26 protein-coding genes are annotated in these 24,346 nt (G+C 66.8%); 15 read left to right on the forward strand and 11 right to left on the reverse strand.

The features are described from left to right. The first annotated feature begins 44 nt into the window (after positions 1-44). Positions 45-794: a DUF899 domain-containing protein gene (locus tag ACSFBL_RS08810; protein ID WP_435515912.1), complete on the forward strand. Its 750-nt coding sequence runs from the start codon at positions 45-47 to the stop codon at positions 792-794. 19 nt (positions 795-813) lie between these two features. Here ACSFBL_RS08810 and ACSFBL_RS08815 read toward each other — a convergent pair whose 3' ends face one another. The 5 genes from ACSFBL_RS08815 to ACSFBL_RS08835 all read right to left on the reverse strand — a co-directional run bounded on the left by ACSFBL_RS08815 (position 814) and on the right by ACSFBL_RS08835 (position 7,520). Next, complete coding sequence (locus tag ACSFBL_RS08815; protein ID WP_435515395.1) at positions 814-993, reverse strand: hypothetical protein; 180 nt, start codon at positions 991-993, stop codon at positions 814-816. Between the two features lie 20 nt (positions 994-1,013). Further along, on the reverse strand, positions 1,014-3,398 hold the full coding sequence (parC, locus tag ACSFBL_RS08820) for a DNA topoisomerase IV subunit A (RefSeq protein WP_435515396.1): 2,385 nt from the start codon (positions 3,396-3,398) through the stop codon (positions 1,014-1,016). Positions 3,399-3,449: 51 nt separating this feature from the next. After that, positions 3,450-4,565 carry a Kelch repeat-containing protein gene (locus ACSFBL_RS08825; protein ID WP_435515397.1) on the reverse strand — a complete coding sequence of 372 codons (1,116 nt, stop codon included), beginning with the start codon at positions 4,563-4,565 and terminating at the stop codon, positions 3,450-3,452. Between the two features lie 37 nt (positions 4,566-4,602). Further along, positions 4,603-5,439 carry a lytic transglycosylase domain-containing protein gene (locus tag ACSFBL_RS08830; protein WP_435515398.1) on the reverse strand — a complete coding sequence of 279 codons (837 nt, stop codon included), beginning with the start codon at positions 5,437-5,439 and terminating at the stop codon, positions 4,603-4,605. A gap of 83 nt (positions 5,440-5,522) precedes the next feature. Continuing rightward, on the reverse strand, positions 5,523-7,520 hold the full coding sequence (locus tag ACSFBL_RS08835) for a DNA topoisomerase IV subunit B (protein ID WP_435515399.1): 1,998 nt from the start codon (positions 7,518-7,520) through the stop codon (positions 5,523-5,525). Between the two features lie 136 nt (positions 7,521-7,656). Between ACSFBL_RS08835 and ACSFBL_RS08840 the strand changes: the two genes are divergently transcribed. The 6 genes from ACSFBL_RS08840 (at position 7,657) to ACSFBL_RS08865 (ending at position 12,633) form a co-directional block, all read left to right on the forward strand. Next, a complete protein-coding gene (locus ACSFBL_RS08840; RefSeq protein WP_435515400.1) occupies positions 7,657-8,877 on the forward strand; it encodes an MFS transporter in 1,221 nt (406 codons plus the stop codon). Positions 8,878-8,897: 20 nt separating this feature from the next. Then, complete coding sequence (locus ACSFBL_RS08845; protein WP_435515401.1) at positions 8,898-9,026, forward strand: hypothetical protein; 129 nt, start codon at positions 8,898-8,900, stop codon at positions 9,024-9,026. After that, positions 9,023-9,577, forward strand: a complete 555-nt coding sequence (locus ACSFBL_RS08850) for a class I SAM-dependent methyltransferase (RefSeq protein ID WP_435515402.1) — start codon at positions 9,023-9,025, stop codon at positions 9,575-9,577. The genes ACSFBL_RS08845 and ACSFBL_RS08850 overlap by 4 nt, the downstream gene beginning before the upstream one ends. A 95-nt stretch (positions 9,578-9,672) precedes the next feature. After that, positions 9,673-10,569 carry a 4-hydroxy-tetrahydrodipicolinate synthase gene (dapA, locus tag ACSFBL_RS08855; protein ID WP_435515913.1) on the forward strand — a complete coding sequence of 299 codons (897 nt, stop codon included), beginning with the start codon at positions 9,673-9,675 and terminating at the stop codon, positions 10,567-10,569. Positions 10,570-10,676: 107 nt separating this feature from the next. Next, positions 10,677-11,759, forward strand: coding sequence for an outer membrane protein assembly factor BamC (bamC, locus tag ACSFBL_RS08860; protein ID WP_435515403.1), 1,083 nt, complete (start codon positions 10,677-10,679; stop codon positions 11,757-11,759). A 97-nt stretch (positions 11,760-11,856) separates the two neighbouring features. After that, complete coding sequence (locus ACSFBL_RS08865) at positions 11,857-12,633, forward strand: MBL fold metallo-hydrolase (protein WP_435515404.1); 777 nt, start codon at positions 11,857-11,859, stop codon at positions 12,631-12,633. Positions 12,634-12,684: 51 nt separating this feature from the next. On the opposite strand, the gene ACSFBL_RS08870 is transcribed toward ACSFBL_RS08865, so the two are convergent. From ACSFBL_RS08870 to ACSFBL_RS08880, 3 genes are all read right to left on the reverse strand, one after another. Next, positions 12,685-12,921, reverse strand: coding sequence for a hypothetical protein (locus ACSFBL_RS08870; RefSeq protein ID WP_435515405.1), 237 nt, complete (start codon positions 12,919-12,921; stop codon positions 12,685-12,687). Positions 12,922-13,014: 93 nt separating this feature from the next. Next, complete coding sequence (locus ACSFBL_RS08875; RefSeq protein ID WP_435515406.1) at positions 13,015-13,518, reverse strand: hypothetical protein; 504 nt, start codon at positions 13,516-13,518, stop codon at positions 13,015-13,017. Continuing rightward, positions 13,508-14,647 carry a JmjC domain-containing protein gene (locus ACSFBL_RS08880; protein ID WP_435515407.1) on the reverse strand — a complete coding sequence of 380 codons (1,140 nt, stop codon included), beginning with the start codon at positions 14,645-14,647 and terminating at the stop codon, positions 13,508-13,510. Before ACSFBL_RS08880 ends, ACSFBL_RS08875 begins: the two co-directional genes overlap by 11 nt. Before the next feature lie 16 nt (positions 14,648-14,663). Here ACSFBL_RS08880 and ACSFBL_RS08885 point away from each other — a divergent pair, with 16 nt between their 5' ends. Further along, positions 14,664-15,188: an FKBP-type peptidyl-prolyl cis-trans isomerase gene (locus ACSFBL_RS08885; protein ID WP_435515408.1), complete on the forward strand. Its 525-nt coding sequence runs from the start codon at positions 14,664-14,666 to the stop codon at positions 15,186-15,188. Positions 15,189-15,252: 64 nt separating this feature from the next. On the opposite strand, the gene ACSFBL_RS08890 is transcribed toward ACSFBL_RS08885, so the two are convergent. From ACSFBL_RS08890 to coaBC, 3 genes are all read right to left on the reverse strand, one after another. Further along, the gene (locus ACSFBL_RS08890) at positions 15,253-15,744 is read right to left on the reverse strand and encodes an outer membrane lipoprotein (RefSeq protein ID WP_435515409.1); all 492 of its coding nucleotides are present in this window, start codon (positions 15,742-15,744) and stop codon (positions 15,253-15,255) included. 199 nt (positions 15,745-15,943) lie between these two features. Then, the gene (dut, locus tag ACSFBL_RS08895) at positions 15,944-16,390 is read right to left on the reverse strand and encodes a dUTP diphosphatase (protein ID WP_435515410.1); all 447 of its coding nucleotides are present in this window, start codon (positions 16,388-16,390) and stop codon (positions 15,944-15,946) included. A 49-nt stretch (positions 16,391-16,439) separates the two neighbouring features. Then, entirely contained in the window at positions 16,440-17,666 is a 1,227-nt protein-coding gene (gene coaBC, locus ACSFBL_RS08900; protein ID WP_435515411.1) for a bifunctional phosphopantothenoylcysteine decarboxylase/phosphopantothenate--cysteine ligase CoaBC, read from the reverse strand. A 191-nt stretch (positions 17,667-17,857) separates the two neighbouring features. Here coaBC and ACSFBL_RS08905 point away from each other — a divergent pair, with 191 nt between their 5' ends. The 7 genes from ACSFBL_RS08905 (at position 17,858) to ACSFBL_RS08935 (ending at position 24,305) form a co-directional block, all read left to right on the forward strand. Then, positions 17,858-19,528 (forward strand): CTP synthase, encoded by a 1,671-nt coding sequence (locus ACSFBL_RS08905; protein ID WP_435515412.1) that lies wholly within the window; start codon positions 17,858-17,860, stop codon positions 19,526-19,528. Positions 19,529-19,607: 79 nt separating this feature from the next. Beyond that, positions 19,608-20,465: a 3-deoxy-8-phosphooctulonate synthase gene (kdsA, locus tag ACSFBL_RS08910; RefSeq protein WP_435515413.1), complete on the forward strand. Its 858-nt coding sequence runs from the start codon at positions 19,608-19,610 to the stop codon at positions 20,463-20,465. After that, entirely contained in the window at positions 20,462-20,752 is a 291-nt protein-coding gene (locus tag ACSFBL_RS08915; RefSeq protein ID WP_435515414.1) for a DUF1330 domain-containing protein, read from the forward strand. The genes kdsA and ACSFBL_RS08915 overlap by 4 nt, the downstream gene beginning before the upstream one ends. A gap of 161 nt (positions 20,753-20,913) precedes the next feature. Then, positions 20,914-22,197: a phosphopyruvate hydratase gene (eno, locus tag ACSFBL_RS08920; protein ID WP_435515415.1), complete on the forward strand. Its 1,284-nt coding sequence runs from the start codon at positions 20,914-20,916 to the stop codon at positions 22,195-22,197. 148 nt (positions 22,198-22,345) lie between these two features. Further along, positions 22,346-22,621, forward strand: a complete 276-nt coding sequence (locus tag ACSFBL_RS08925; protein ID WP_435515416.1) for a septum formation initiator family protein — start codon at positions 22,346-22,348, stop codon at positions 22,619-22,621. Between the two features lie 23 nt (positions 22,622-22,644). Continuing rightward, positions 22,645-23,307 (forward strand): AAA family ATPase, encoded by a 663-nt coding sequence (locus ACSFBL_RS08930; protein ID WP_435515417.1) that lies wholly within the window; start codon positions 22,645-22,647, stop codon positions 23,305-23,307. Between the two features lie 14 nt (positions 23,308-23,321). Continuing rightward, positions 23,322-24,305 carry a hypothetical protein gene (locus ACSFBL_RS08935; RefSeq protein WP_435515418.1) on the forward strand — a complete coding sequence of 328 codons (984 nt, stop codon included), beginning with the start codon at positions 23,322-23,324 and terminating at the stop codon, positions 24,303-24,305. The last annotated feature ends 41 nt before the right edge of the window (positions 24,306-24,346 follow it).

Consider the following 24,346-nt stretch of genomic DNA (forward strand, 5'->3'; position numbering starts at 1 on the left):
CGGAAGTTCACCCATACCAGGAGATCTCAGCCATGACGACATCCATGCACACGCCACCGGTCGTGTCCCCGCAAGCGTGGGAAGCAGCTCGCAAGCAGTTGCTCGTGAAGGAAAAGGCCCACACCCATGCCCGTGACGCCCTCGCCGCCGAGCGCCGACGGATGCCCTGGATGGCCGTGGAGAAGACCTACACGTTTGACGGGCCCGCGGGCAAGGCCAGCCTGCTCGACCTGTTCGACGGCCGGCGCCAGTTGATCGCCTACCGCGCCTTCTTCGAGCCGGGCGTGTTCGGCTGGCCCGACCAGGCCTGCCGCGGCTGCTCCATGGTGGCCGACCAGGTCGCCCACCTTGCCCACCTGAACGCCCGTGACACCACCCTCGTCTTCCTCTCGCGTGCGCCGCAGGCAGACATCGCGCGGCTGAAGGCACGCATGGGCTGGGAGATGCCGTGGTTCACCGTCACCGACAGTTTCGACGCCGACTTCGACGTCGGCGAGTGGCACGGCACGAACGTGTTCTACCGGGACGGCGACCGCGTATTCCGCACCTACCTCATCAACAGCCGCGGCGACGAGCAGATGGGCGGCACGTGGAACTACCTGGACATCACGCCGCTCGGCCGGCAGGAGGTCTGGGAAGACTCGCCCGAGGGCTACCCCCAGACGCCACCCTACAAGTGGTGGAACTGGCACGACAGCTACGTCGCGGACGCGGCGCCGGACAAGAAATGGGTCGAGGTGTCCGATGCGGGGGAGAAGGCGTTCAGGGACGAATCCGCAGCCACCAAACCGTAAGCCAGCCCCGCCGCGCGAATCAACGCCGCCGTTGACGTTCGCGCGCGCGCCGAACCTGCCGGCTCTGTCCGGCCTCGGCGATGGCGCGGGCCTGTTCCATCTTTTTCTGTCGCCGCCGCTTCGACAGCCAGCGGCCGAGCGCGAAGCTCCCGAGGCCGCTGACCAGGGCGATGACGAGACCCAGGATTCCGATGTCCATCTGCGTTCCCGTGTGCCGCGTTACTGGACGCGCACGACGCTCGTCGGCTTGAAGCCGAGATCCGCCGCCTTGCCCTTGCGCGCACGGCTGGCGCGCGCGTTGTTGAGCGTCCGGATTTCCAGCGTCTCCTCGCGTTCCTTGCCGCCGCGGCCGATGCCTTCGATCTTCACGCTGCGCGTGTAGGCCGCTGCACCGGCGAGGGTGTCCTTGGCGTCCAGGTCGATGAGCGTGAGCCCGCGTCCGCCCTTCGGCAGCGCCTTGAGCTCGCCGATCTCGAAGGTGAGGATGCGACCGCCGGTCGATGCGCAAGCCACGTGCGTGGCGGCCGGCTGCGGCTCGGCGCCGCCCGCGCCGCCGACCAGCGAAGGCCGGCACATCTGCTCGCCCTCGCCCACGTCGATGAAGGCCTTGCCGCCGCGTTGGCGCGAGATCATGTTCTCGACCGCCGCGATGAAGCCGTAGCCGCCGCTGCTCGACAACAGCAAGTTGGCGCCCAGCGGCCCCGCGAAGTAGTGCGCCACGTGCGTGCCGCTGTCCAGGTCGATCAACGTCGTGACCGGCTGGCCGTCGCCGCGACCGCCGGGCAGCGAGGCCACCGGCACGCTGTAGACGCGCACGCCCTTGTCCTTGGCCGTGCCGAACACGAGCAGCGTGTCGACCGAGCGGCATTCGAAGGCGCCATAGAGCGCATCGCCGGACTTGAAGCTGTACTCGGGCGGCGCCGCACCGGCCGCGCGCTCGCTGGCCCAGCCCTTCTGCGTGCGCACCCAGCCCTTCTGCGACACGATGACCGTGACCGGCTCGTCGACCACGCGCACCTCGGCGACGGCGCGCTTCTCGGCCTGGATCAGCGTGCGGCGCGCGTCTTCGAAGTTCTTGGCGTCGGTCTCGATTTCCTTCACCAGCAGGCGACGCAGCGCGGCGGGGCTGCCGAGGATGTCTTCCAGCTTCTTCTGCTCTTCGCGCAGGCTCTTGAGTTCCTGCTCGATCTTGATGGCTTCGAGCCGCGCCAGTTGGCGCAGTCGGATCTCGAGGATGTCCTCGGCCTGCCGCTCGCTGAGGTTGAAGCGCGCGATCAGCGCCGCCTTCGGATCTTCCGCCGCGCGGATGATCGCGATCACCTCGTCGATGTTCAGCAGCACCAGCTGCCGGCCTTCGAGGATGTGGATGCGGTCTTCCACCTTGCCGAGCCGGTGGCGCGAGCGCTTCTCGACGGTGATCTCGCGGAAGGCGATCCACTCGTTGAGCATCTGCCGCAGCGACTTCTGCGTCGGCTTGCCATCGATGCCGACCATCGTCAGGTTGATGGACGACGAGGTCTCCAGCGAGGTCTGCGACAGCAGCGTGGTGATGAGTTCGTCCTGGCTGATGCGCGAGGTCTTGGGCTCGAACACCAGCCGCACCGCGGCGTCCTTGCTCGACTCGTCGCGAACCACGTCGAGCACGGCGAGCACCGCGGCCTTCAACTGCGTCTGCTCGGCACTGAGCGCCTTCTTGCCGGCGCGGATCTTGGGGTTGGTAAGTTCCTCGATTTCTTCGAGCACCTTCTGCGTGCTGACCCCTGGCGGCAGTTCGTTTACGACGAGTTGCCACTGGCCCCGCGCCAACTCTTCAATCTTCCAGCGCGCACGCACCTTGAGCGAGCCGCGGCCCGTGCGGTAGGCGTCGGCGATGTCGGCCGCGCTGCTGATGATCTGCGCGCCGCCCGGATAGTCCGGGCCGGGCACGAGCGTGAGCAGTTCCTCGTCCGAGAGCTTGCCGTTGGACTTGATCAGCGCCACGCAGGCATCGGCGATCTCGCGCAGGTTGTGGCTCGGGATCTCGGTGGCCAGGCCGACCGCGATGCCGCTCGCACCGTTGAGCAGCGCGAAAGGCAGTCGCGCGGGCAGCAGGCGCGGCTCTTCGGTCGAGCCGTCGTAGTTGGGGATGAAGTCGACCGTGCCTTCGTCAATCTCGTCGAGCAGCAGGCTCGTGATGCGGGCGAGGCGCGCCTCGGTGTAGCGCATGGCCGCGGCGCCGTCGCCGTCGCGGCTGCCGAAGTTGCCCTGGCCGTCGACCAGCGGATAGCGCTGCGAGAAGTCCTGCGCCATGCGCACCAGCGCGTCGTAGGCGGCCTGGTCGCTGTGCGGGTGGAAGCGGCCGAGCACGTCGCCGACGACGCGCGCGCTCTTGACGGGCTTGGCGCCGACCGTGTTGTTGGCGCCGCCGTAGCCGAGGCCCATGCGCGACATCGAATAGAGGATGCGCCGCTGCACCGGCTTCTGCCCGTCGCTGACGTCGGGCAGGGCGCGGCCCTTGACGACGCTCAGCGCGTACTCGAGATAGGCGGTCTGCGCGTAGTCGGCGAGCGTGAGCGCGCCGTCTTCTTCGGGGCTCTGGAGATCGAGCGTAGGTTGGGAGTCCATGGAAAAAAGTAAGGAGAAGAATGAATCGCGGGCCAGCGCACCCCTGTGCGCTCAACCCAGAGTGAATGCCTCGTGCACAGCCGACTGCACTGCACCGCCCAGGACGGCGCCGCCCCCGGCGACGTATATCCAGTCGCCGATCACCGCCGCGCCCACGGCATGACGCGGCGTGGGCATCGGTGAGTGGCGTTGCCAGGTGTCCGTGGCCGGATCGTAACTTTCCATCTGGCCGAACACCTTGGCCTGGCGCGGCACGCCGCCCACCAGCACGCCGCCTTCGCCGCCCATGGCGTAGTAGCGCCCGCGGTAGACCACCAGGCCATGCCCGGAACGCGTGGTGGGCAGCGGCGCGCGCAATTCCCAGGTGTCGCCCGCGGGCAGGTAGACGTGGTGCAGGTCGGTGTTGTATTCAAAGGTGTTGAAGCGCCCGCCGATCACGTGGATCAGCCCGTTGTGCGACACGCAGCCGACGTGGTCGCGCGCGCCAGGCAGCGGCTTGCGCGCGCTCCAGCGGTCGGCCTTCGGGTCGTAGACCTCATGCCAGCCCACGCTGGCGCGCTCGCTCGCGGGCTCGGACGCACCGCCGATCAGGTGGATCGATCCCTCCATCACCACCGCGGCGGCGGCACCCCGCGGTCGTGGCAGGGGCGCGATGGCCACCCAGCGATCGGCGGCGATCTCGTACGCATAGGCGTTGGTGTCCGACCGGCGGTTCTGCTCGACGAAACCGCCGAACGCATAGACCTTGCCGGCATCGGAAGCGACGGCGACATGGTTCGCGCCACGCGGCAGCGGCGCCCCCGACAACCAGCGGTCGGACGCCGGGTCGTAGATGTGGTGGTAGTCGCGGTTGACCGCGCCTTCGCCATAGCCGCCGACCACGTGCATGCGTCCGGCCGCCGCGGTCGCCCAGGCCATCTCGCTGCGCGGGATCGGCAAGGCCGCGCGCGGCACCCAGCGGCCGGGCGTGCCGGCAGGCGCCGGGCTCTCGATGAAACGCTGCGCCTCCTGCTCCGGCGTCATGTGGTGCGGCACGCCGCCCTGCAGGCGCGCGTAGGGCTCGTCGGCGGAAGGTGCCACGGGCAACCGGGGCGCAGCACCCTGCGCGCGCGCCACGCCGACCACCGCGGCGGAGGCAGTGGCAAGCACGAGGTTTCGGCGTTGCATGGCGGGGTCCTTCATCGGATCGAAAGGCGTGGATGCCTCAGGGCACCGCGGGCGGCGCCTCGGGCATGGGCGGCATCGCCGGCAAGGTCCCGGAGGCGGGCGGCATATTGCCACGTCCGAGGGCCCCACCCTTGGGAACCGTCATTTCCATGCGAATACGCGAGGGCCCCTTGCCCCGGCCCATCGCCGCCGCCGGCTTGAGATAGGCGTAGAGCTGCAACACCGTCTGCACGTAGTCCTGCGTCTCGCGGTAGTTCGGGATCTTGTTGCCGGCACGCTGGACCGCGCCCTCGCCCGCGTTGTAGGCCGCGAGCGCCAGCTCGATCTGGCCCGGGAACATCGCGATCAGGTCGCGCAGGTAGCGCGAACCGGTGGCGATGTTGATGCGCGGATCGAAGAGCTTGGTCTCGATGGTGGCGCGCTTGTCCGACGCGACCCCGTAGCGCTGCGCCGTCGCGGGCATCACCTGCATGAGGCCGAGCGCGCCCTTGGGCGACACCGCCTGCGCGTCGAAACCCGACTCCGTCGCGATCAGTGCCTGCAGCAACTCGTAGTCGATGTCGTGCTTGCGCGACGCGTCGCGCAGCGCGGACTTCGCGACCTTGTAGCTGGGCGAGGCCTCGAACATCGCCAGCAAGGTCTGCGAAGCCTGCGGCACTTTGCCGTCGCCCTTGCGCCCGCGTCCCATCGGCCCGATGCCGTTCGCGGTGTCGAAGCTCTGGCCGCCGCGAAAGAAGAGCTGATAGCGCCCGTCGATCTTCTCGGAGGCGAAATGCGCCACGCCCTTCTCGTCGATGTAGCCGAAGATGTCGGCGGCGCTGGCGATCCGCGGCGCGATCAGCAGCAGTGTCAGCACGCAACCAAGTGCTTTCATCACGATGGCCATGCGGCACTATGACGCGAACGAACTCTGCGAAGGCAACGGCAGCGTCACAATTTGTTCAGCCCGCGGACGCGCTAGACGTCCACTTCGACGTCGTCCGCGCGAAGTTCCATCAGCTCGCGGCGCGCGGCCGCTTCGCCCTTGCCCATCAGCTTAGTGATCTCGCCCTGCGTGCCCTGCACGTCGAAGCGCCCGAGGCGCACCTGCAACAGCCGACGGGTGTCGGGATTGAGCGTGGTTTCCCACAGTTGCTCGGCGCTCATTTCGCCGAGGCCCTTGAAGCGGCTGATGCTCCAGGCGCCTTCGCGCACGCCGTCCTTGCGCAGCTTGTCGAGGATGGCGGTGAGCTCGCCCTCGTCCAGCGCGTAGACCTTCGACGCGGGCTTCTTGCCACGCGCGGGCGCGTCGACGCGGAACAGCGGCGGCTTGGCGACGTACACGTGGCCCGTCTCGATGAGCTTCGGGAAGTGCCGAAAGAACAGCGTCAGCAACAGCACCTGGATGTGCGAGCCGTCCACGTCCGCATCGCTCAGGATGCAGACCTTGCCGTAGCGCAGGCCCGACATGTCCGGCGTGTCGTCCGGCCCGTGCGGATCGACGCCGATCGCGACGGAGATGTCGTGGATTTCGGTGTTGGCGAAGAGCCGGTCGCGCTCGACTTCCCAGGTGTTGAGCACCTTGCCGCGCAGCGGCAGGATGGCCTGGCTTTCCTTGTCGCGGCCCATCTTGGCGCTGCCGCCGGCGGAGTCGCCCTCGACCAGGAAGACTTCGTTGTGCGCGATGTCCTTGCTCTCGCAGTCGGTCAGCTTGCCTGGCAACACGGCCACGCCGGAGCCCTTGCGCTTCTCGACCTTCTGGCCGGCCTTCTGGCGCGTCTGCGCGGCCTTGATCGCCAGTTCGGCAAGCTTCCGGCCGTAGTCCACGTGCTGGTTGAGCCACAGCTCCAGCGCAGGGCGTACGAAGCTCGACACCAGACGCACCGCATCGCGCGAATTGAGCCGTTCCTTGATCTGCCCCTGGAACTGCGGATCGAGCACCTTGGCCGATAGCACGTAGGAAGCGCGCGCGAAGACGTCTTCGGGCAGCAGCTTCACGCCCTTGGGCAGGAGCGAATGCAATTCGATGAAGCTCTTGACCGCATTGAAGAGACCATCGCGCAGCCCGCTCTCGTGTGTGCCGCCGGCGCTGGTCGGGATCAGGTTGACGTAGCTCTCGCGCACCGGCTGGCCGTCCTCGGTGAAGGCCACGCACCATTCGGCGCCCTCGCCTTCGGCGAAGTTGTCGGCGTTCTTGTCGGCATGGCCCGCGCCTTCGAAAAGCGGGATCACCGGGTCGCCGTTGAGCGTCTGCATCAGGTAGTCGCGCAGGCCGCCCTTGTAGAGCCAAGTCTGGGTCTCCTTGGTCTTCTCGACCACCAGCGTGACCGTGACGCCGGGCATCAGCACCGCCTTGCTGCGCAGCAGGTGGGTGAGTTCGTGGATCGGCAATGCCGGGGATTCGAAGTACTTGGCGTCGGGCCAGGCACGCACGGTGGTGCCCTGCCGGCGGTCGCGCGGCCCGTCGCCATTGGATGCGGATGCGCTTTCCTGCGGACGCACCTTGAGCGCCTCGACCACGTCGCCCGCCGAGAACGCGATCTGCGCCACCGAGCCTTCGCGGTAGGACGTCACTTCCAGGCGCTTCGAGAGCGCATTGGTCACCGAGACGCCCACGCCGTGCAGGCCGCCCGAGAAGCTGTAGGCGCCGCCCGAGCCCTTGTCGAACTTGCCGCCCGCGTGGAGCCGGGTGAACACCAGCTCGACCACGGGAGCCTTTTCCTCCGGGTGCAATCCGAAAGGAATGCCGCGGCCGTCGTCCTCGACGCTCACGGAGCCGTCGCTGTGGAGGACGATCTTGATCTTCTTGCCGTACCCCGCCAGCGCCTCGTCGGCGGCGTTGTCCAGCACTTCCTGGATGATGTGCAGCGGGTTGTCGGTGCGGGTGTACATGCCCGGCCGCTGCTTGACGGGCTCGAGGCCCTTGAGGACGCGAATCGACGCCTCGCCGTAACTGCCTGGTTCCTTGCTTGCCATGGCGCGGGATTCTAGGCGTGGTCTCCGTGCCGCCTGTCCGACATTCGTCGACCGCATCAAAGCCGCCCGAAAATTTCAACAATCGCCGGCGGCCCACCTCCGACGCTGGGCATGGCTTTTGGGTACATTGCCCGGGATGACTTCCTCTTCCAGCCAGCCTCTCAGCCTCAAGCAGGTTCTCATCTGCGGCGCCATGATCGTCACGCTGTCGATGGGCATCCGCCACGGCTTCGGACTCTGGCTCCAGCCGATCACGCAGGAACAGGGCTGGTCGCGGCAGGCGTTTTCGCTGGCGATCGCGATCCAGAACCTCTCGTGGGGCGTGATAGGCGTGTTCGCGGGCATGCTGGCGGACAAGCTCGGGGCGTTTCGCGTGCTGGTGGCCGGCGCCGTGCTCTATGCCCTCGGCCTCGCGGGCATGGCCCTGTCGCCGACGCCGCTGATGTTCGCGCTGACGGCGGGCGTCCTGATCGGCGCCGCGCAGGCCGGCACCACCTACGCCGTCATCTACGGCGTCATCGGCCGGCAGATCCCGGCCGAGAAGCGCTCCTGGGCCATGGGCGTGGCGGCGGCGGCCGGCTCCTTCGGCCAGTTCCTGATGGTGCCGGTGGAGGGCCAGTTGATCGCGCGCCTCGGTTGGCACACGGCGCTCCTGGTGCTCGCCGCGATGGTGCTGATCATCGTGCCGCTCGCCTTCGGATTGCGCGAGCCCCGCCATGGCGCGACCACCCAGGTGCGCCGCAGCCAGACCATCATGCAGGCCATGAAAGAGGCCTTCGGCTACCCCAGCTTCGTGCTACTGACGGTCGGCTATTTCGTCTGCGGCTTCCAGGTGGTGTTCATCGGCGTGCACATGCCGAGCTACCTGCGCGACAAGGGGCTGTCGCCCGAGGTCGCCAGCTACGCGCTGGCGCTGATCGGGCTGTTCAACGTCTTCGGCACCTACATCGCCGGCTCCCTCGGCGCGCGGCTCGCCAAGCGCAAGCTCCTGGCGGCCATCTACCTCAGCCGGGCGGCGGCCATCGCGCTCTTCCTGGTCGTGCCGATCTCGCCGCTGACGGTGTATGTGTTCGCGAGCGTCATGGGCTTCCTGTGGCTCTCGACCGTGCCGCTCACCAGCGGGCTCGTGGCGCAGATCTTCGGCGTCGCCCACTTGTCGATGCTGGGCGGCATCGTGTTCCTGAGTCATCAGGTCGGATCGTTCCTGGGCGTCTGGCTCGGCGGTTACCTCTACGACCGGACCGGCAGCTACGACGTGGTCTGGTACATCGCGATCGCGCTGGGCATCGCTGCGGCGCTGATCAACCTGCCGGTCAAGGAAGGCGCCATCGCGCGTCCGACGCCGCAACCGGCCTGACACCGTTCATGACCGCGCCGATGCGCCGTCGACTCGTACAGGCCGGCTGGCTAAGCGCAGCCGCGCTGGCGCTGGCGGCGGTGTTCGCGCTGTACACGCGCCCGGCGTTCCTCGTGACGCTGATCGACCAGCTCTGGGCCTGCTTTTGAATCATCCGGAACTGGCGCCTTCGCCCTGGATTGTCCGCTGGTCGCACCTGCTGGCGCCCACCGCCACGGTGCTGGACGTGGCCTGCGGCTCTGGCCGTCACATGCGCTGGCTGGTGGGGCGCGGCCATCCGACGACCGGCGTGGACCGGTCGCAGGAAGCGCTCGACGCCGCGGCGCCTTTTGGCCGCACGGTGCTCGCCGACATCGAATCCGGACCCTGGCCCTTCGCCGGCCAGGGCTTCGGTGCGGTCGTGGTCACCAACTACCTCTGGCGGCCGAGGCTGGCCGACATCGTGGCCGCCGTCGCGCCCGGCGGCGTGCTCCTCTACGAAACCTTTGCCGCGGGCAACGAGACGGTCGGCAAGCCGTCCCGGCCGGACTTCCTGCTGCAGCCGGGCGAGCTGCTCGCCATCTGCGCGGACCTGCGCATCGTGGCGTACGAAGACGGGTTTCTTCCCGAGCCAGACCGCTTCGTCCAGCGAATCGCGGCCGTCCGGCCACAGGGCCCCTCCGGTTCCACCCCGCCGCGCCATCTGCTCGTGGGCGCCTAGAGGCTGCCGGCCCCCCTGGCCCACCCGCCCCCGATCCGGGCGGCGCAACCGGGCCGAGTTAGTAGAATGTCTGCTTTTCGTCCACCGACAAAGAGATTCCCTTGGAGCAACTGACAGGCAGCATCGTCGCGCTCGTCACGCCGATGCTTGACGACGGCAGTGTCGACTATCCCGCCCTGCGCCGGCTGATCGACTGGCACATCGACGAAGGCACCGATTGTCTCGGCGTGGTCGGCACCACCGGCGAATCGCCGACCGTCGACGTCGAGGAGCATTGCGAGATCATTCGCGTCTCGGTCGAACAGGCGCGCGGGCGCGTGCCAGTGATGGCAGGCTGCGGCGCCAATTCCACCAAGGAAGCCATCGAACTCGCCAGGTTCGCCAAGGGCGTGGGCGCCGATTGCCAGCTCCAGGTGGTTCCCTACTACAACAAGCCCACCCAGGAAGGGCAGTACCAGCACTTCAAGGCGATTGCCGAAGCGGTGGGCGACCTCCCCACCGTGCTGTACAACGTGCCCGGCCGCACCGTCGCAGACATGGCGCACGACACCGTGCTCCGCCTCGCGCAGGTGCCCGGCATCATCGGCATCAAGGAAGCGACGGGCAACATCGAGCGCGCGCAATGGCTCATCCGCGACCTGCCGAAGTCCTTTGCGGTGTACTCCGGCGACGACCCGACCGCGGTCGCGCTGATGCTGTGCGGCGGCCAGGGCAACATCAGCGTCACGGCCAACATTGCGCCGCGCAAGATGCACGAGCTCTGCGTGGCCGCCATCGCCGGCGACGTCCGTCGCGCGATGCAGATCCAGTTCGAGCTCATGCCCCTGCATCGCCATCTCTTCGTCGAACCCAATCCGATTCCGGTGAAGTGGGCCATGTCGCGGCTGGGCCTGTGCGGCGGCGCGCTGCGCCTCCCGCTGACCCCTCTCGCCGAGTCAAGTCGTCCAGTGGTCGAGTCCGCGCTGCGCGCCAGCGGCTTGCTCAAGGACTGATCCATCTTTACCGCGCTGTTCGCAAACGCCGGCAACCTTTTGGCCGGACGGCGCTCTGAAACTGCGGGCGCTGCGGCCCATTTGCCATTCCAAGAAGGAAGACGACGTTGAATACCATTTCGCGATTCGCACTGCTGGCCCTGTTGGCCAGTCTCGCCGCGTGTTCGGCCCTCGAGAGCGACAAGATCGACTACAAGAGCGCCGGCAAGGCGCCCACCCTCGAAGTGCCGCCCGACCTGACGCAGCTGTCGCGCGACAACCGCTATGCGGTGCCGGGCGGTGCCGTCACGGCCAACAGCTACCAGGCGGGCCTTTCCAACGCGCCCGGCATTCCGACTGCGGTCAGCAACGTTGGCGACGTGCGCATGGAGCGCTCGGGTTCGCAACGGTGGCTGGTCATCAACCGTGCGCCCGACCAGCTCTGGGATCCCGTCAAGGACTTCTGGCAGGAGAGCGGCTTCCTGATCACCACCGAGCAGCGCAACCTCGGCATCATGGAAACCGACTGGGCCGAGAACCGCGCCAAGCTGCCTCAGGACATCATCCGCGGCACGCTCGGCAAGCTGGTCGAATCGATGTACTCGACCGGCGAACTCGACCGCTTCCGCACGCGCATGGAGCGCACGCCCAACGGCACCGAGATCTTCATCAGCCACCGGGGCATGCAAGAGGTCTACAGCACCTCGCGCCAGGATCAGACGATCTGGCAGCCCCGCCCCAGCGACCCTGAACTCGAAGCGGAATTCCTGCGTCGCCTGATGGTGAAGCTGGGCGTTTCGCAGGAACAATCCAAGGTGATCGCCGCCGCCGGTGCTCCGGCGCAGACCGCACGCATCGCCAACGTCGAAGGCCAACCGGTCGTGCAGATCAGCGAAGGCTTCGAGCGCGCATGGCGCCGCGTCGGCCTGGCACTGGATCGCACCGGCTTCACCGTCGAGGACCGCGACCGCGCCGCCGGCACCTACTTCGTGCGCTACGTGCCACCGGATCCGAACAAGAGCGATCCGGGCTTCTTCGGCAAGCTGTTCACCTTCGGCTCGACCAAGAACGACGCGCCGCTCAAGTTCCGCATCCTGGTCAAGGGCGGGGAATCGAGCAGCACGGTGTCGGTGCTGGACGGCAACGGTGCGCCCGAGAAGTCCGCGAATGCACAGCGCATCGTGCAGGTCATCGCCGACGACCTGAAGTGATGCGCGCCCCCCGGCCTGCCGCTTCGGCTTCGTGTGCTTCGCCACCCTCCGGGGGTGAGGCCCGGCCGCCTCGGGGCGGCTTGGCGGCGGCTTAAGGATGCTGCGCTTCCGCAGTCTCGGCAGCGGCAGCACGGGCAACGCCACGCTGGTCGAAGCGACCAGCGGCGGTCGGACGTCGAGGCTGCTGATCGACTGCGGCTTCGCGCTGCGTCACCTCGATGGCCGGCTCGCCCGCGCGGGCCTCGTTGCCTCCGACATCGACGCGGTCTTCATCACGCACGAGCACGGCGATCACATCGGCTGCGCGCATGCGCTCTCGCGACGGGAGCGCATCCCCGTGTGGATGAGCGAAGGCACCTGGCTCGCAACGGGCGGACGCGATTTCAAGGGACGCCTGCATCTCGCACGAGACGGCGTCGACATCCAGGTCGGCGATCTCGTGGTTCAACCCTTCACCGTGCCCCACGATGCGCGTGAGCCGCTGCAACTTCGATGCACCGACGGCGCTCGCAGCCTCGGAGTCCTGACCGATCTCGGGCACGCCACGCCGCATGTGCTGGGACACCTCATGGGGCTCGATGCGCTGATGCTCGAGTTCAACCATGACGGCGACATGCTGGCAGGCTCGGCCTATCCCCCTTTCCTCAAGCAGCGCGTGGGCGGCAACTACGGCCACCTTTCGAATGCGGCCGCTGCAGCGATCGCCAAGGCGGTGATGCATTCCGGATTGCGCCACGTGCTGGGCGCACACTTGAGCGAGCAGAACAACAGGCCGGAGATCGTGCGACGCGTAATGGCCGAAGCCCTGGGTTCGAACGAGGACGAGATGCTGACCGCCACGGCAGCGGATGGCTCGCAGTGGCTCGATCTCTGAGCGCATGAAAAAGGCCGCCCGAGGGCGGCCATCTTTCTGCTGAGCCGAGGCTCAAGGTTTGGCCGGTGGCGTCTCGGCCTGCTTCTTGGCAGCCTCTGTCGCCGCATTGGCCGCATCGAGTGCGGATGACGCATTGGGAGCCGGTGTCGCCGAGGCATCGGGCGCGGGCGCAGGTGCCGGTGCGGCGGCGGGTGGCGGTACGACGACGACCGGCGGCTCTTCCTTCTTGCCGCACGCGGTCAACGCGGCGGCGGCAATCAGCGAAGCAATCAGTACAGACTTCTTCATTGCAGGACTCCTTTGGATGAAGGTCTCAAACGAAAAATTCTAGACCTCCACCCTCTGGGGAATGTGTCTCGAGGTGCGATTCGCGGCATTGGCTTACAAGCCCAGTGTCGATGCGGCAAAGCCCGGCCGCGCATGCCGAAGGCACTCGTCGATCCGCTCGCGCACGCTGCGCCGTCCTTCCGGCTCGGCACCGCAGACTCCGCGGCCATGATCGATGTCGATGCGGTGCAGAAACCACGAAGGCGTCCAGATGGCGCTCGGCACTTCCGGCAAGCCCGGTCCGTTGCAGGCCCGGCATTCGATGATGTGACTCCACATGCGTCGCCACGTCACGAAGCGCGCATGTTCGCGCTCGAAGACATCGAATCGCTGCGCCAGGAGGACGAAGCTGCGACCTGCTCCGGCCCAAGCCTGGAGTGCATCGACGATGGCGCGCTCGCCCAGCGGCCAGTCGTCGAAGTCCGGGTCGCTCAGGACGATCTCGCGCCAGTTGTATCGCGCTGCAGCTCCAAGCACCGTCTGCAGGTGCTCGCGAAATGCGAGGCGTCCGTCGAACGCGCCCTGCGGCAGATCGGCGCGCGCATCTTCATTCGGCATGGGCCCACCCCGCTTCACACCAGTCGCTCAGGAGCGCCAGTGCGCCTTCGCTCGCACCGACCAGGTCGCGAGGCCCCAACTGGCGTTGGTCCGCGAGACGCCGCATGAGCTTCGCATCGCGCCCCGACGCACGAAAGCTCTCGCCATTGATGTAGAGATGGCGCTCGTCGTAGAGCATGCGCGTGCGGCGATCGAGCAAGACGGACTTCAGTTCGGCCGGTGCTTCTCCCTGGTCGAACCACACCGTGGGCTTGGGTTCGGTCATCGACTCGCCGAGCGCCCGGTCGATGATGCCGCCATCGCGCATGGCGGCGAGCACGGCCTCGCGGGCAAAGGCCTGCAAGGCGGATGGCATCGCCGCCGGTGTGTCGAGTGCATGCTGCGACGGGTCGCGATAGTGCACCGCGGCCTGGGCCGCCGCGTCCTGCACGGCATCGGCCTGTGCCTCCGCGATGCGCGCGAGCAGGTCCGCGCCGAGCGGTGCAGCGGCCGGCGAGCGAAGGCCGATCGAATAGGTCATGCAGTCGTCGCCGACCGCGACGCCATCGTGCGCATAGCGCGGCGGCAGATAGAGCATGTCGCCGGCCTCCAGCACGAAGCTTTGCTCGGGCTCGAAGCTGGAGAGGATCTTCAGCGGCACGTTCGGCTGCAGGCGCAGATCGCGTTGCTTGCCGATCGACCAGCGCCGCTGTCCTTGGGCCTGCAACAGGAACACGTCGTAGCTGTCGAAATGCGGGCCGACGCCTCCGGTGTCGCTCGCGTAGCTGATCATCACGTCGTCGAGCCGCGCATCGGGAACAAATCGGAACTGCTGCAACAATTCATGCACACCTTGGTGATGCAGGTCGGCGCCCTGCACCAGCAGCGTCCACGCGGGTTGCTTGAGCGACGGCAGCCCACGGCGCGCGAAGGGGCCATGCTTGAGCGTCCACCCCGATTTGCCATGCCGGATGAGCCGCGACTCGACTTCTTCGCGCGAAGCCAGATCGAACAGCTCGGCGCGCGGAATCGGTGGCACCATGGCGGGCACGGCTTGGCGAACCAGCAACGGCTTTTTCTGCCAGTGGCGTCGCATGAACTGCTGGGCGCTCAGTCCACCGAGCAAGGTCAAGGGTTGATCAATCTCCATGGGAGAATTCTCGCTTATGGAAATCACTGAACAATGCGTGGTCGGCCTGACCTGGACGCTGAAGGACACGCTGGGCGAAGTCCTGGACGTGCTCGACGAACCCGTGGAATTCCTGGTCGGCGGCGACGATCTTTTCGAGGCCATCGAGGCCGCGCTCATGGGCCATGGCCCCGGCGCCCGGGTTCAGCTTCAGCTCGAACCCGAACAGGCTTTCGGCGACTTCAACGACCAGTTGCTCTTTCTCGAGCCCCGCAACCTCTTTCCCGAAGGCACCGAGGAAGGCATGACCTTCGACGGCGCTGCATTGCCGCAAGGGGTGAATCCGGACATGCCCAAGGACGTGCTCTATACCGTGAGCGAGATCTACCCGGATCATCTGGTGCTCGATGGCAACCACCCGCTGGCGGGCATCGCGATCCGGCTCGACATGACGGTGAAGTCGGTGCGTGAAGCGACTGAAGACGAGGTCGGCCGGGGCACGGCGGGCACGGGCTTTTTCAAGGTTCCGCCCACGGCGCCCGGCAACGACCTGTTGCACTGAGCCACGCTTCCGGGTGTGAAAAAGCCGGGCATGCCCGGCTTTTTCAACGGTTGGCCCGCGCGAATCAGAAGCGCGAAATCTGCCCGTTGTCGATGCGAACGCGGTCACCGATACGCAGGTCGCCGGGCGACGGCACATCGAAGGCGCGATAGCCGCCGTTTTCGGTCTGGATCGAGACACGGTAGCTCTCATAGGCGCGCGGGCCGTTGCGATTGGCCTCGATGTTGTTGCCCAGCAGTGCACCGCCGACCACGCCCAGCGCGGTGGCCGCCGCTCGGCCGCTGCCGCTTCCGACCTGATTGCCCAGCACCCCACCGATCAGGCCACCTGCAACCGTGCCGGCGCCCGTCGTGGGCGTGCCCGCGGTCTGGCTGCGGATCACCTCGATGTTGGCCACGCGGCCATATTCGACGTACGGCCCCTGCGCGACCGGCTGCACGGGCTGGTACGGATAGCGGGAGGTCTGGTAGACGGGTGCCGGCGCGACACACGCGGTGAGCGTCGTGATGGCCAGAAGCGAAGCGGTGATGGATATCGAGCGAAGAGAGATTTTCATGGTGTGGTTCCTCGTAAGCGGCACGTCCGATGCGCACCCTGCATGTGGATTAACGCAACACAGGAGCGCGCGATGACATGAGCCACATGCTGAAACCTATGACGCGCAGCGGCGTCCCAGGTTCCATGCTTTACGCGTGGGCACGCCTTGCGAGAAGCTGAAGGAACGGGCCTACAAAAAGGCTGCGCAGCCCGGGACTTCAGTGCTTGCCGGTCGAACCGTAGCCGCCCTCGCCCCGCTCACTGGGCGGAAACTCGGCCACGACGTGAAATTGCGCCTGGACCACGGGAACGATCACCAGTTGCGCCAGACGCTCCATCGGCTGGAGCACGAAGGGCGTGTCGCTGCGGTTCCATGCGCTGACCTTGAGTTCGCCCTGGTAGTCGCTGTCGATCAGGCCGACGAGATTGCCCAGAACGATGCCGTGCTTGTGACCCAGCCCCGAGCGCGGGAGGATCAGCGCCGCAAAGCCGGGGTCGGCCAGGTGGATGGCGATGCCAGTGCCCACCAGCTGCCACGCGTTCGGCTCCAGGGTGATGGGCGCATCGAGGCACGCCCTCAAGTCGAGACCGGCGCTGCCGGGCGTTGCATAGGCTGGCAGTTGGTCCTGCATGCGGGGATCGAGGATTCGGACGTCGACTTTCACGGATTGCGCCTTTGGCTTTGCGGTTGCTGTTGATTCATGGAGGGTGGATTCAGGGACGGCCCCCGGCGGGCAGGCGCGCTGCGATCTCGGCGACGAGTTCGCGCGCGAGCGTGAGCTTGGGTGCGCGCGGCAGCTCCCGCACGCCCTTGGCGTCGACCAGCAGGAGGCTGTTGTGGTCCTGCCCGAAGGTGAGCGGCCCGATGTTGCCTACCAGCAGCGGAATGCCCTTGCGCTCGCGCTTGGCCTTGGCGTGCTCCGCGAGATTCTCGCTTTCGGCGGCGAAGCCGACGCAGAACAGCCCCCCGCCCTTGGCGCGTGGGCTCTGCGCGACCGTCAGGAGAATGTCCTCGTTCTCGACGAAATGGAGCACCGGCGGCTTGCCACTGCCGTCCTTCTTGATCTTCTGCTCGCTGTGCGCCGCGGGTCGCCAGTCGGCAACGGCAGCCGTCGCGACGAAGATCGATGCGGTCTGGATCGAATGCACCGTCGCTTCGAGCATCTGCTGCGCCGAGAGCACGTCGACGCGGCGCACGCCGCGCGGCGTCGGCAGATGCACGGGGCCGGCCACCAGCGTGACTTCGGCGCCCGCATCGCGCGCGGCGCGGGCGATGGCAAAACCCATCTTGCCGGACGAATGGTTCGTAATGCCGCGGATCGGATCGAGCGCCTCGAAGGTCGGTCCGGCGGTCACGACCACATGCTGGCCCGCGAGCACCTTGGGCTGGAACTGCGCGATGACTTCGTCGAGCAGCTGATCGGCCTCGAGCATGCGGCCGTCGCCCGTCTCGCCGCAAGCCTGCCATCCGTTGCCCACGCCCAGTACCCGGGCGCCGTCGGCATCGACCTGCTGCAGGTTGCGCTGGGTCGCCGGATGGACCCACATCTCGCGGTTCATGGCGGGGGCGATGAGCAAGGGCACCCGGTCCATCGGCCGCGCGAGGCACAGGAGGCTCAGCAGCTCGTCGGAGCGCCCCTGCACCAGCCGGGCGATGAAATCGGCACTGGCGGGCGCGAGGACGATCGCGTCGGCCTCCCGGCTGAGGTTGATGTGGGGCATGTTGTTGGACTCGCGCACATCCCATTGGGAGGTGTAGACGGGCCGCCCGGAAAGCGCCTGCATCGTCACCGGCGTGATGAATTGCGTGGCCGCCTCGGTCATCACGACCTGCACCGTGGCGCCGGCCTTGACCAGCAACCGGCAGAACTCCGCCGACTTGTAGCAGGCGATGCCGCCGGTGAGTCCCAGAACGATGTGTTTGCCGCCAAGTTCTTGCATGGAACGTATTGTTGCTCACCCCCAGACTTCCGCACTTCGTGTCGTACGCCTCCCCCCGGACCAGGGCGGGCCGGCCGCTTCCGGCGGCCGGGCGCGGCGGCCCTCGCCAATCAAGCCTTTGCGCCTGAAGGGCTGGAGGGCGCACCTATAATCTGCATTTCCCACTTCCCGGACCTGCGTCCGGAACTGGCATGACCAAATTTGTCTTCGTCACCGGTGGTGTGGTGTCTTCCCTGGGCAAGGGAATCGCCTCCGCCTCGCTCGCCGCAATCCTCGAATCGCGCGGCCTCAAAGTCACCCTCATCAAGCTGGACCCCTACATCAACGTCGACCCCGGCACGATGTCCCCCTTCCAGCACGGCGAAGTCTTCGTCACCGACGACGGCGCCGAAACCGACCTCGACCTCGGCCACTACGAGCGCTTCATCACGACGCGCATGCGGCGCGCCAACAACTTCACGACCGGCCAGATCTACAAGTCCGTGCTCGAGAAGGAGCGCCGCGGCGACTACCTCGGCAAGACGGTGCAGGTGATCCCGCACATCACCAACGAGATCCAGGAATACGTCAAGCGCGGCGCCGGCATCGGCACGCCGCACGAGGTGGACGTGGCGATCGTCGAGATCGGCGGCACGGTCGGCGACATCGAGTCGCTGCCCTTCCTCGAAGCCGTGCGCCAGATGAGCCTGCGCATGGGCCCGAACAATTCGGCCTTCGTGCATCTGAGCTACGTGCCCTGGATCGCCGCGGCCGGCGAACTCAAGACCAAGCCCACGCAGCACACGGCGCAGAAACTGCGCGAGATCGGTATCCAGGCCGACGCCCTGCTGTGCCGCGCCGACCGCCCGATCCCCGACGACGAGCGCGCCAAGATCTCGCTCTTCTCCAACGTTCCCGAATGGGGCGTGATCTCGATGTGGGACGTGGACACCATCTACAAGGTGCCGCGCATGCTTCACGAGCAGGGCCTGGACGGCCTGATCTGCGACAAGCTGCGCATCAACACGCCGCCGGCCAAGCTCTCGCGCTGGGACGACCTGGTCTACGAAGTCGAGCATCCGCAGAAGGAAGTGGCCATCGCGATGGTCGGCAAGTACGTCGACCTCTCCGACAGCTACAAGTCATTGAACGAGGCACTGCGCCACGCCGGCATGAAGAACCACGCCCGCGTGAAGATCGACTACGTCGATTCGGAAACCATCACCCGCGAAGACGTCGCGCGCCTTTCCAAGTACGACGCGATCCTCGTGCCCGGCGGCTTCGGCCAGCGCGGTGTCGAGGGCAAGATCGCGGCCGCCCGCTTCGCCCGCGAAACCAAGGTGCCGTACCTGGGCATCTGCCTGGGCATGCAGGTCGCGACCATCGAGTACGCCCGCAACGTGGCGGGCCTCAAGAACGCGAACAGCACCGAGTTCGACCCCGAGACGCCCTGCCCCGTGATCGCGCTGATCACCGAGTGGAAAGACAACGACGGCACGGTCAAGACCCGCGACGAGAAGTCCGACCTCGGCGGCACGATGCGCCTGGGCGCGCAAAGCTCCGACGTGGCACCGGGCACGCTGGCGCACAGCATTTACGGCGACGTCGTGACCGAGCGCCATCGCCATCGCTACGAAGCCAACGTCAACTACCTCGACGAACTTCGCAAGGCCGGCCTGGTGATTTCGGCGCTGACGCAGCGCGAGCACCTCACGGAAATCGTCGAACTTCCGCAGAACGTGCATCCGTGGTTCATGGGCGTGCAATTCCACCCTGAATTCAAGTCGACGCCGTGGGGCGGTCATCCGTTGTTCAACGCATTCATCAAGGCTGCGCTCGAGCATCAGGGCGCGGACGAGAAGGCACTCAAGGTGGTGGCATGAGCGGCGCTGGACCGCTCCGAGGCGCGAAGGCCCCCTCGGGGGGCAGCGCAGTACACGAAGTGACAAGCGTGGGGGCAGCATGAAACTTTGCGGATTCGACATCGGGCTGGACAAGCCTTTCTTCCTGATCGCAGGGCCGTGCGTGGTCGAGTCCGAGCAGCTCCAGATGGACACGGCCGGCACGCTCAAGGAAATCACCTCCTCTCTGGGCATCCCCTTCATCTTCAAGAGCAGCTTCGACAAGGCCAATCGCTCGTCGGGCACGAGCTTTCGCGGCCCCGGCCGTGACAAGGGCCTCGACATCCTTGCCAAGGTGAAGCGCGAGCTGGGCCTGCCAGTGCTGACCGACGTGCACACCGAGGACGACATCACGGCCGCCGCGAAGGTGGTCGACGTGCTGCAGACACCGGCCTTTCTCTGCCGCCAGACCGACTTCATCCGCGCCGTGGCGCAGTCGGGCAAGCCCGTCAACATCAAGAAGGGGCAGTTCCTCGCGCCCCACGACATGAAGAACGTGATCGACAAGGCACGTGCGGCGGCCAAGGAAAAGGGCCTGCCCGAAGACAGCTTCATGGCCTGCGAACGCGGGGCGAGCTTCGGCTACAACAACCTCGTCTCCGACATGCGCTCGCTCGCGATCATGCGCGAGACGGGCGCGCCGGTGGTGTTCGACGCCACGCATTCGGTGCAGTTGCCCGGCGGCCAGGGGACGAGCTCCGGCGGCCAGCGCGAGATGGTGCCCGTGCTGTCGCGCGCCGCCGTCGCGGTGGGCGTGGCCGGCCTTTTCATGGAAACCCATCCCGATCCCGCCAAGGCGCTGAGCGATGGCCCGAATGCGGTGCCGCTGAAGCACATGAAGGCCCTGCTCGAAACGTTGTTGGCACTCGACAGCGTCACCAAGAAAAACGCATTCCTAGAGGACGTATTCCAGCAATGAGCAGTGCCTACATCATCGCGAACGTCGAAGTTACCAATCCGACGCAGTACGAGGAGTACAAGAAGTGGTCCACCGAGGCCATGAAGGCGCACGGCGCGGAAGTCTGCATTCGCGGCGGCAAGGTCGAGGTACTCGAAGGCGACTGGCATCCCCAGCGTGTCGTGCTCCTCAAGTTCCCGACGGTCGATGCAGCGAAGAAATTCAATGATTCGCCCGAATACGGCAAGGCGCGCGCATCGCGCCAGGGCGCGGCGATCATGCGGATGATCGTCGTCGAAGGGGTCTAGCGGCTATTCCCCAGGCTTGCTCACTTCGTGTAGCCGCCTACCCCCTTGCAGGGGGCGATACCGGCAGCCCGGCGGAGCCGGTTCTGGGGTATCTCGCGAATGGCTAGTGGCATGATTTGGGGTGAGTGTGAATACTTGGTTTTTTTCGGAGTAACAGAACAATGAGTGCAATCGTTGACATCGTCGGGCGCGAGATCCTCGACAGCCGCGGCAACCCTACCGTCGAGTGCGACGTGCTGCTCGAGTCGGGCACCATGGGGCGCGCTGCCGTTCCCTCGGGCGCCTCGACCGGTTCGCGCGAAGCGATCGAGCTGCGCGACGGCGACAAGAGCCGCTACCTCGGCAAGGGCGTGCTCAAGGCCGTCGAGAACATCAATACCGAAATCTCCGAAGCCGTGCTGGGCCTCGATGCCAGCGAGCAGGCCTTTCTCGACCGCACGCTGAACGACCTCGACGGCACGGACAACAAGGCACGCCTGGGCGCGAATGCGACGCTGGCCGTGTCGATGGCGGTGGCCCGCGCCGCTGCCGAGGAATCCGGCCTGCCGCTGTACCGCTACTTCGGCGGCATGGGCGGCATGCAACTGCCCGTGCCGATGATGAACGTCATCAACGGCGGCGCGCACGCCAACAACAGCCTGGACCTGCAGGAGTTCATGATCATCCCCGTGGGCGCGAAGAGCTTCCGCGAGGCAGTGCGCTACGGCGCCGAAGTGTTCCACGCGCTCAAGAAGATCCTGGGCGACCGCGGCATCAGCACGGCGGTGGGCGACGAAGGCGGTTTCGCACCAAGCGTCGAGAGCCATGAAGCCGCGATCCAGCTGATCCTCGAAGCGATCGACAAGGCCGGCTACACCGCCGGCGAACAGATCGCGCTGGGCCTGGACTGCGCCGCGAGCGAGTTCTACAAGGACGGCCAGTACGTGCTCTCCGGCGAAAACCTCAGCCTCAGCGCCGAAAGCTGGACCGACATGCTCGCGAGCTGGGTCGACAAGTACCCGATCATCAGCATCGAGGACGGCATGCACGAAGGCGACTGGGACGGCTGGAAACACCTGACGGAACGCCTCGGCAAGCGCGTGCAGCTCGTCGGCGACGACCTGTTCGTCACCAACACGAAGATCCTGCAGGAAGGTATCGACAAGGGCATCGCCAACTCGATCCTCATCAAGATCAACCAGATCGGCACCCTGACCGAGACTTTCGCCGCCATCGAGATGGCCAAGCGCGCGGGCTACACCGCCGTGATCAGCCACCGTTCGGGCGAGACCGAGGACAGCACCATCGCCGACATCGCGGTCGGCACGAACGCCGGCCAGATCAAGACCGGCTCGCTGTCGCGCTCGGACCGTATCGCCAAGTACAACCAGCTCCTGCGCATCGAAGAAGACCTCGGCGATGTCGCGTCGTACCCTGGCCGCGCTGCGTTCTACAACTTGAGATGAGGCTGGCGGTGGGGCTCTCCCCCAGGCTTGCCCACTTCGTGTGGCCGCCCTCCCCCTCACCGGGGGCAACACCAGCGGCCCGGCCAAGCCGGTTCCGCGGTGTTTCTGGGATCGGCCTGCCTAGCTCTTCCTGAAGACTTCCCTGCCCATGCGATCACGCATTGTTCCGATCATCCTGGTCCTTCTGCTGCTGATCCTCCAGTGGCAACTTTGGACCGGGCGCGGCAGCGTGCGCGACGTGGCGCAACTGCAGGAAAAGCTCTCCGACCTGAAGGAATCCAACGCGCGCGCCGCCTTGAACAATGAAAGGCTCGCCAACGAGGTCAACGACCTCAAGGAAGGCCTGGAGATGGTCGAGGAACGTGCCCGGCAGGAGCTGGGCATGGTCAAGCCCAACGAAGTATTCGTGCAGATCACGCACTGAATGGCTTCGATCCCGGCGGCCGCATGACGCCCGATCTTCCCGCCGGCTGCGTCATCGCGCTGCTCGGCGCCAAGGGCACCGGGAAGACCGAACTCGCGAACGCGCTCGCTGCGAGACTCTCGCAGCGCGGCATGGCCGCCACGCTGGTGGCGGACCTCTCGAATGAATGGCGAACGCGCGAGCGGCGCAGCCCCGAGCCATCCGACTTGGCCGCAATCGCCCGCGAGCAGACGCTTTGCATCGCGGCCGCCGCCGAACGCGGGGTCGTCGTGGCCGACACCACGGCGTTGATGAGTGCGGTCGAGAGCGACATCCTGTTCGACGACGACGCGTTGCAAGACAAGGCGCTGGCCGCACATCGGGGCTACGCGATCACGCTGCTCATGGCGCTCGACGTGCCGTCCACCCCCGACAACGGGGCGCAGCGCGACCGCACCGACGCCGCACTGCGCGCGGCCCTCACAAGCGCGGGAGCACCTTATTCCGTGATCCACGGCCGTGGCCCGGAGCGACTTGCCAATGCGTGGAACGCGATCAACTTCTGCGCGGAAGCCGCCGCGAATGCGTCCGGCAGGGGTCGCGCCGCCGCGGATCAGCGCACCTGGTTCTGGCCTTGCGACAAGTGTTCCGATCCCACGTGCGAACACAGGCTGTTCACCGACCTCGTGGCCCGCCGTCCTTCGTGAAGCTCACAACCTCCATGGCAAGCTACCCGCACCTTCTTCGCCTGGCCGCTTCGTTGGCCGCCGCGACCTTCTTCTGCGCATCGGCCTGGGCCGCCCCGGTCACCGTGACCGTCGAGAACCAGACGAAGACCACCGCCTGCGCGGAGGAGGACAACGTCTCCCTGACCCTTCGCGCCCAGGGCATCGCGCGCTTCCGCGTCGAAGCGCTCCAGCCGCCCTATCTGGCGGACATCCAGGCCGACGTCACCAAGCCGGACTTCTCCAACTGCAATTTCGACGGCGGCGCGCACCCCACCGACCCGAGCTACCCCTTCAAGCCGCGCCGCGTGGTGTTCCACGACGGCAACGAATGGATGATCGTCGGCATCACGCTGCCCAGTTTCTGGCGGCCGCACCGCGTGCCGGTGCGCGTCGGCAAGCGTTCGGAAGACGACATCCATCTGCTGCAGGTCTACGCCAAGCAGCCCGGCGCCAAGCCTCTCGAGGCGCTGGTGATCTATCCGGCCGATGGCTATTGGCGCCTCAAGCCGCTGCCGCTGGCTCGCTTCGGAGACGGCGTCTACGGCTCGTCCTTCCTGATGGGCCCCGTGGAAACCGATGGCCGGCCGGTGGTGAACATCGCATCGATCGAGGTCGTCACCCAGCCCCTCGCCTTCCACCTTCGCTTCGCCAATGGTGGCCGGGCGGTCGTGAAAGTCGCGGAGATCAGCCGGACCCGCACGGCCCTCGATGTTTCGCTGCGGCCGCCAACCCGTCGAGACCAACCTTTCGCGATGCTGCGCTCGATGTACGTGGCCGCGGACAACGCGGACATGAGCACGCTGAGTTGGCGGACCACGCCCACTTCGGCTCTCCAGAACCAGGACCTGCCCGCCGTCTCCACGCTCGACGCGGCAGAGGTCCGGTTCGGCCGGACGCTACCGTCACGCCACAACACGAGCGCCCCGGACATCCGGTTCAGCGGCTTCCAGACCGGCTCCCCGCGATCCGGACCCTGAGCACAAGCAAAAAGGACAGGCGCATACTGTCGGCCATCTTG

The sequence above is a fragment of the Variovorax glacialis genome (assembly GCF_051216375.1).
In the GTDB taxonomy this organism is placed as follows: domain Bacteria; phylum Pseudomonadota; class Gammaproteobacteria; order Burkholderiales; family Burkholderiaceae_C; genus Variovorax.

Excerpts from the sequence above, each read along its gene's own strand:
- ACSFBL_RS08830 (WP_435515398.1), bottom strand. The coding sequence starts at position 5,439 with ATGAAAGCACTTGGTTGCGTGCTGACACTGCTGCTGATCGCGCCGCGG.
- ACSFBL_RS08865 (WP_435515404.1), top strand. The coding sequence starts at position 11,857 with ATGCTGCGCTTCCGCAGTCTCGGCAGCGGCAGCACGGGCAACGCCACG.
- ACSFBL_RS08880 (WP_435515407.1), bottom strand. The coding sequence starts at position 14,647 with ATGGAGATTGATCAACCCTTGACCTTGCTCGGTGGACTGAGCGCCCAG.
- ACSFBL_RS08810 (WP_435515912.1), top strand. The coding sequence starts at position 45 with ATGCACACGCCACCGGTCGTGTCCCCGCAAGCGTGGGAAGCAGCTCGC.
- ACSFBL_RS08915 (WP_435515414.1), top strand. The coding sequence starts at position 20,462 with ATGAGCAGTGCCTACATCATCGCGAACGTCGAAGTTACCAATCCGACG.
- parC (WP_435515396.1), bottom strand. The coding sequence starts at position 3,398 with ATGGACTCCCAACCTACGCTCGATCTCCAGAGCCCCGAAGAAGACGGC.
- ACSFBL_RS08905 (WP_435515412.1), top strand. The coding sequence starts at position 17,858 with ATGACCAAATTTGTCTTCGTCACCGGTGGTGTGGTGTCTTCCCTGGGC.
- ACSFBL_RS08885 (WP_435515408.1), top strand. The coding sequence starts at position 14,664 with ATGGAAATCACTGAACAATGCGTGGTCGGCCTGACCTGGACGCTGAAG.
- ACSFBL_RS08815 (WP_435515395.1), bottom strand. The coding sequence starts at position 993 with ATGGACATCGGAATCCTGGGTCTCGTCATCGCCCTGGTCAGCGGCCTC.
- ACSFBL_RS08935 (WP_435515418.1), top strand. The coding sequence starts at position 23,322 with ATGGCAAGCTACCCGCACCTTCTTCGCCTGGCCGCTTCGTTGGCCGCC.
- ACSFBL_RS08925 (WP_435515416.1), top strand. The coding sequence starts at position 22,346 with ATGCGATCACGCATTGTTCCGATCATCCTGGTCCTTCTGCTGCTGATC.
- ACSFBL_RS08825 (WP_435515397.1), bottom strand. The coding sequence starts at position 4,565 with ATGCAACGCCGAAACCTCGTGCTTGCCACTGCCTCCGCCGCGGTGGTC.
- ACSFBL_RS08870 (WP_435515405.1), bottom strand. The coding sequence starts at position 12,921 with ATGAAGAAGTCTGTACTGATTGCTTCGCTGATTGCCGCCGCCGCGTTG.
- kdsA (WP_435515413.1), top strand. The coding sequence starts at position 19,608 with ATGAAACTTTGCGGATTCGACATCGGGCTGGACAAGCCTTTCTTCCTG.
- ACSFBL_RS08840 (WP_435515400.1), top strand. The coding sequence starts at position 7,657 with ATGACTTCCTCTTCCAGCCAGCCTCTCAGCCTCAAGCAGGTTCTCATC.
- ACSFBL_RS08875 (WP_435515406.1), bottom strand. The coding sequence starts at position 13,518 with ATGCCGAATGAAGATGCGCGCGCCGATCTGCCGCAGGGCGCGTTCGAC.
- ACSFBL_RS08930 (WP_435515417.1), top strand. The coding sequence starts at position 22,645 with ATGACGCCCGATCTTCCCGCCGGCTGCGTCATCGCGCTGCTCGGCGCC.
- coaBC (WP_435515411.1), bottom strand. The coding sequence starts at position 17,666 with ATGCAAGAACTTGGCGGCAAACACATCGTTCTGGGACTCACCGGCGGC.
- eno (WP_435515415.1), top strand. The coding sequence starts at position 20,914 with ATGAGTGCAATCGTTGACATCGTCGGGCGCGAGATCCTCGACAGCCGC.
- ACSFBL_RS08835 (WP_435515399.1), bottom strand. The coding sequence starts at position 7,520 with ATGGCAAGCAAGGAACCAGGCAGTTACGGCGAGGCGTCGATTCGCGTC.
- ACSFBL_RS08845 (WP_435515401.1), top strand. The coding sequence starts at position 8,898 with ATGCGCCGTCGACTCGTACAGGCCGGCTGGCTAAGCGCAGCCGCGCTG.
- ACSFBL_RS08890 (WP_435515409.1), bottom strand. The coding sequence starts at position 15,744 with ATGAAAATCTCTCTTCGCTCGATATCCATCACCGCTTCGCTTCTGGCC.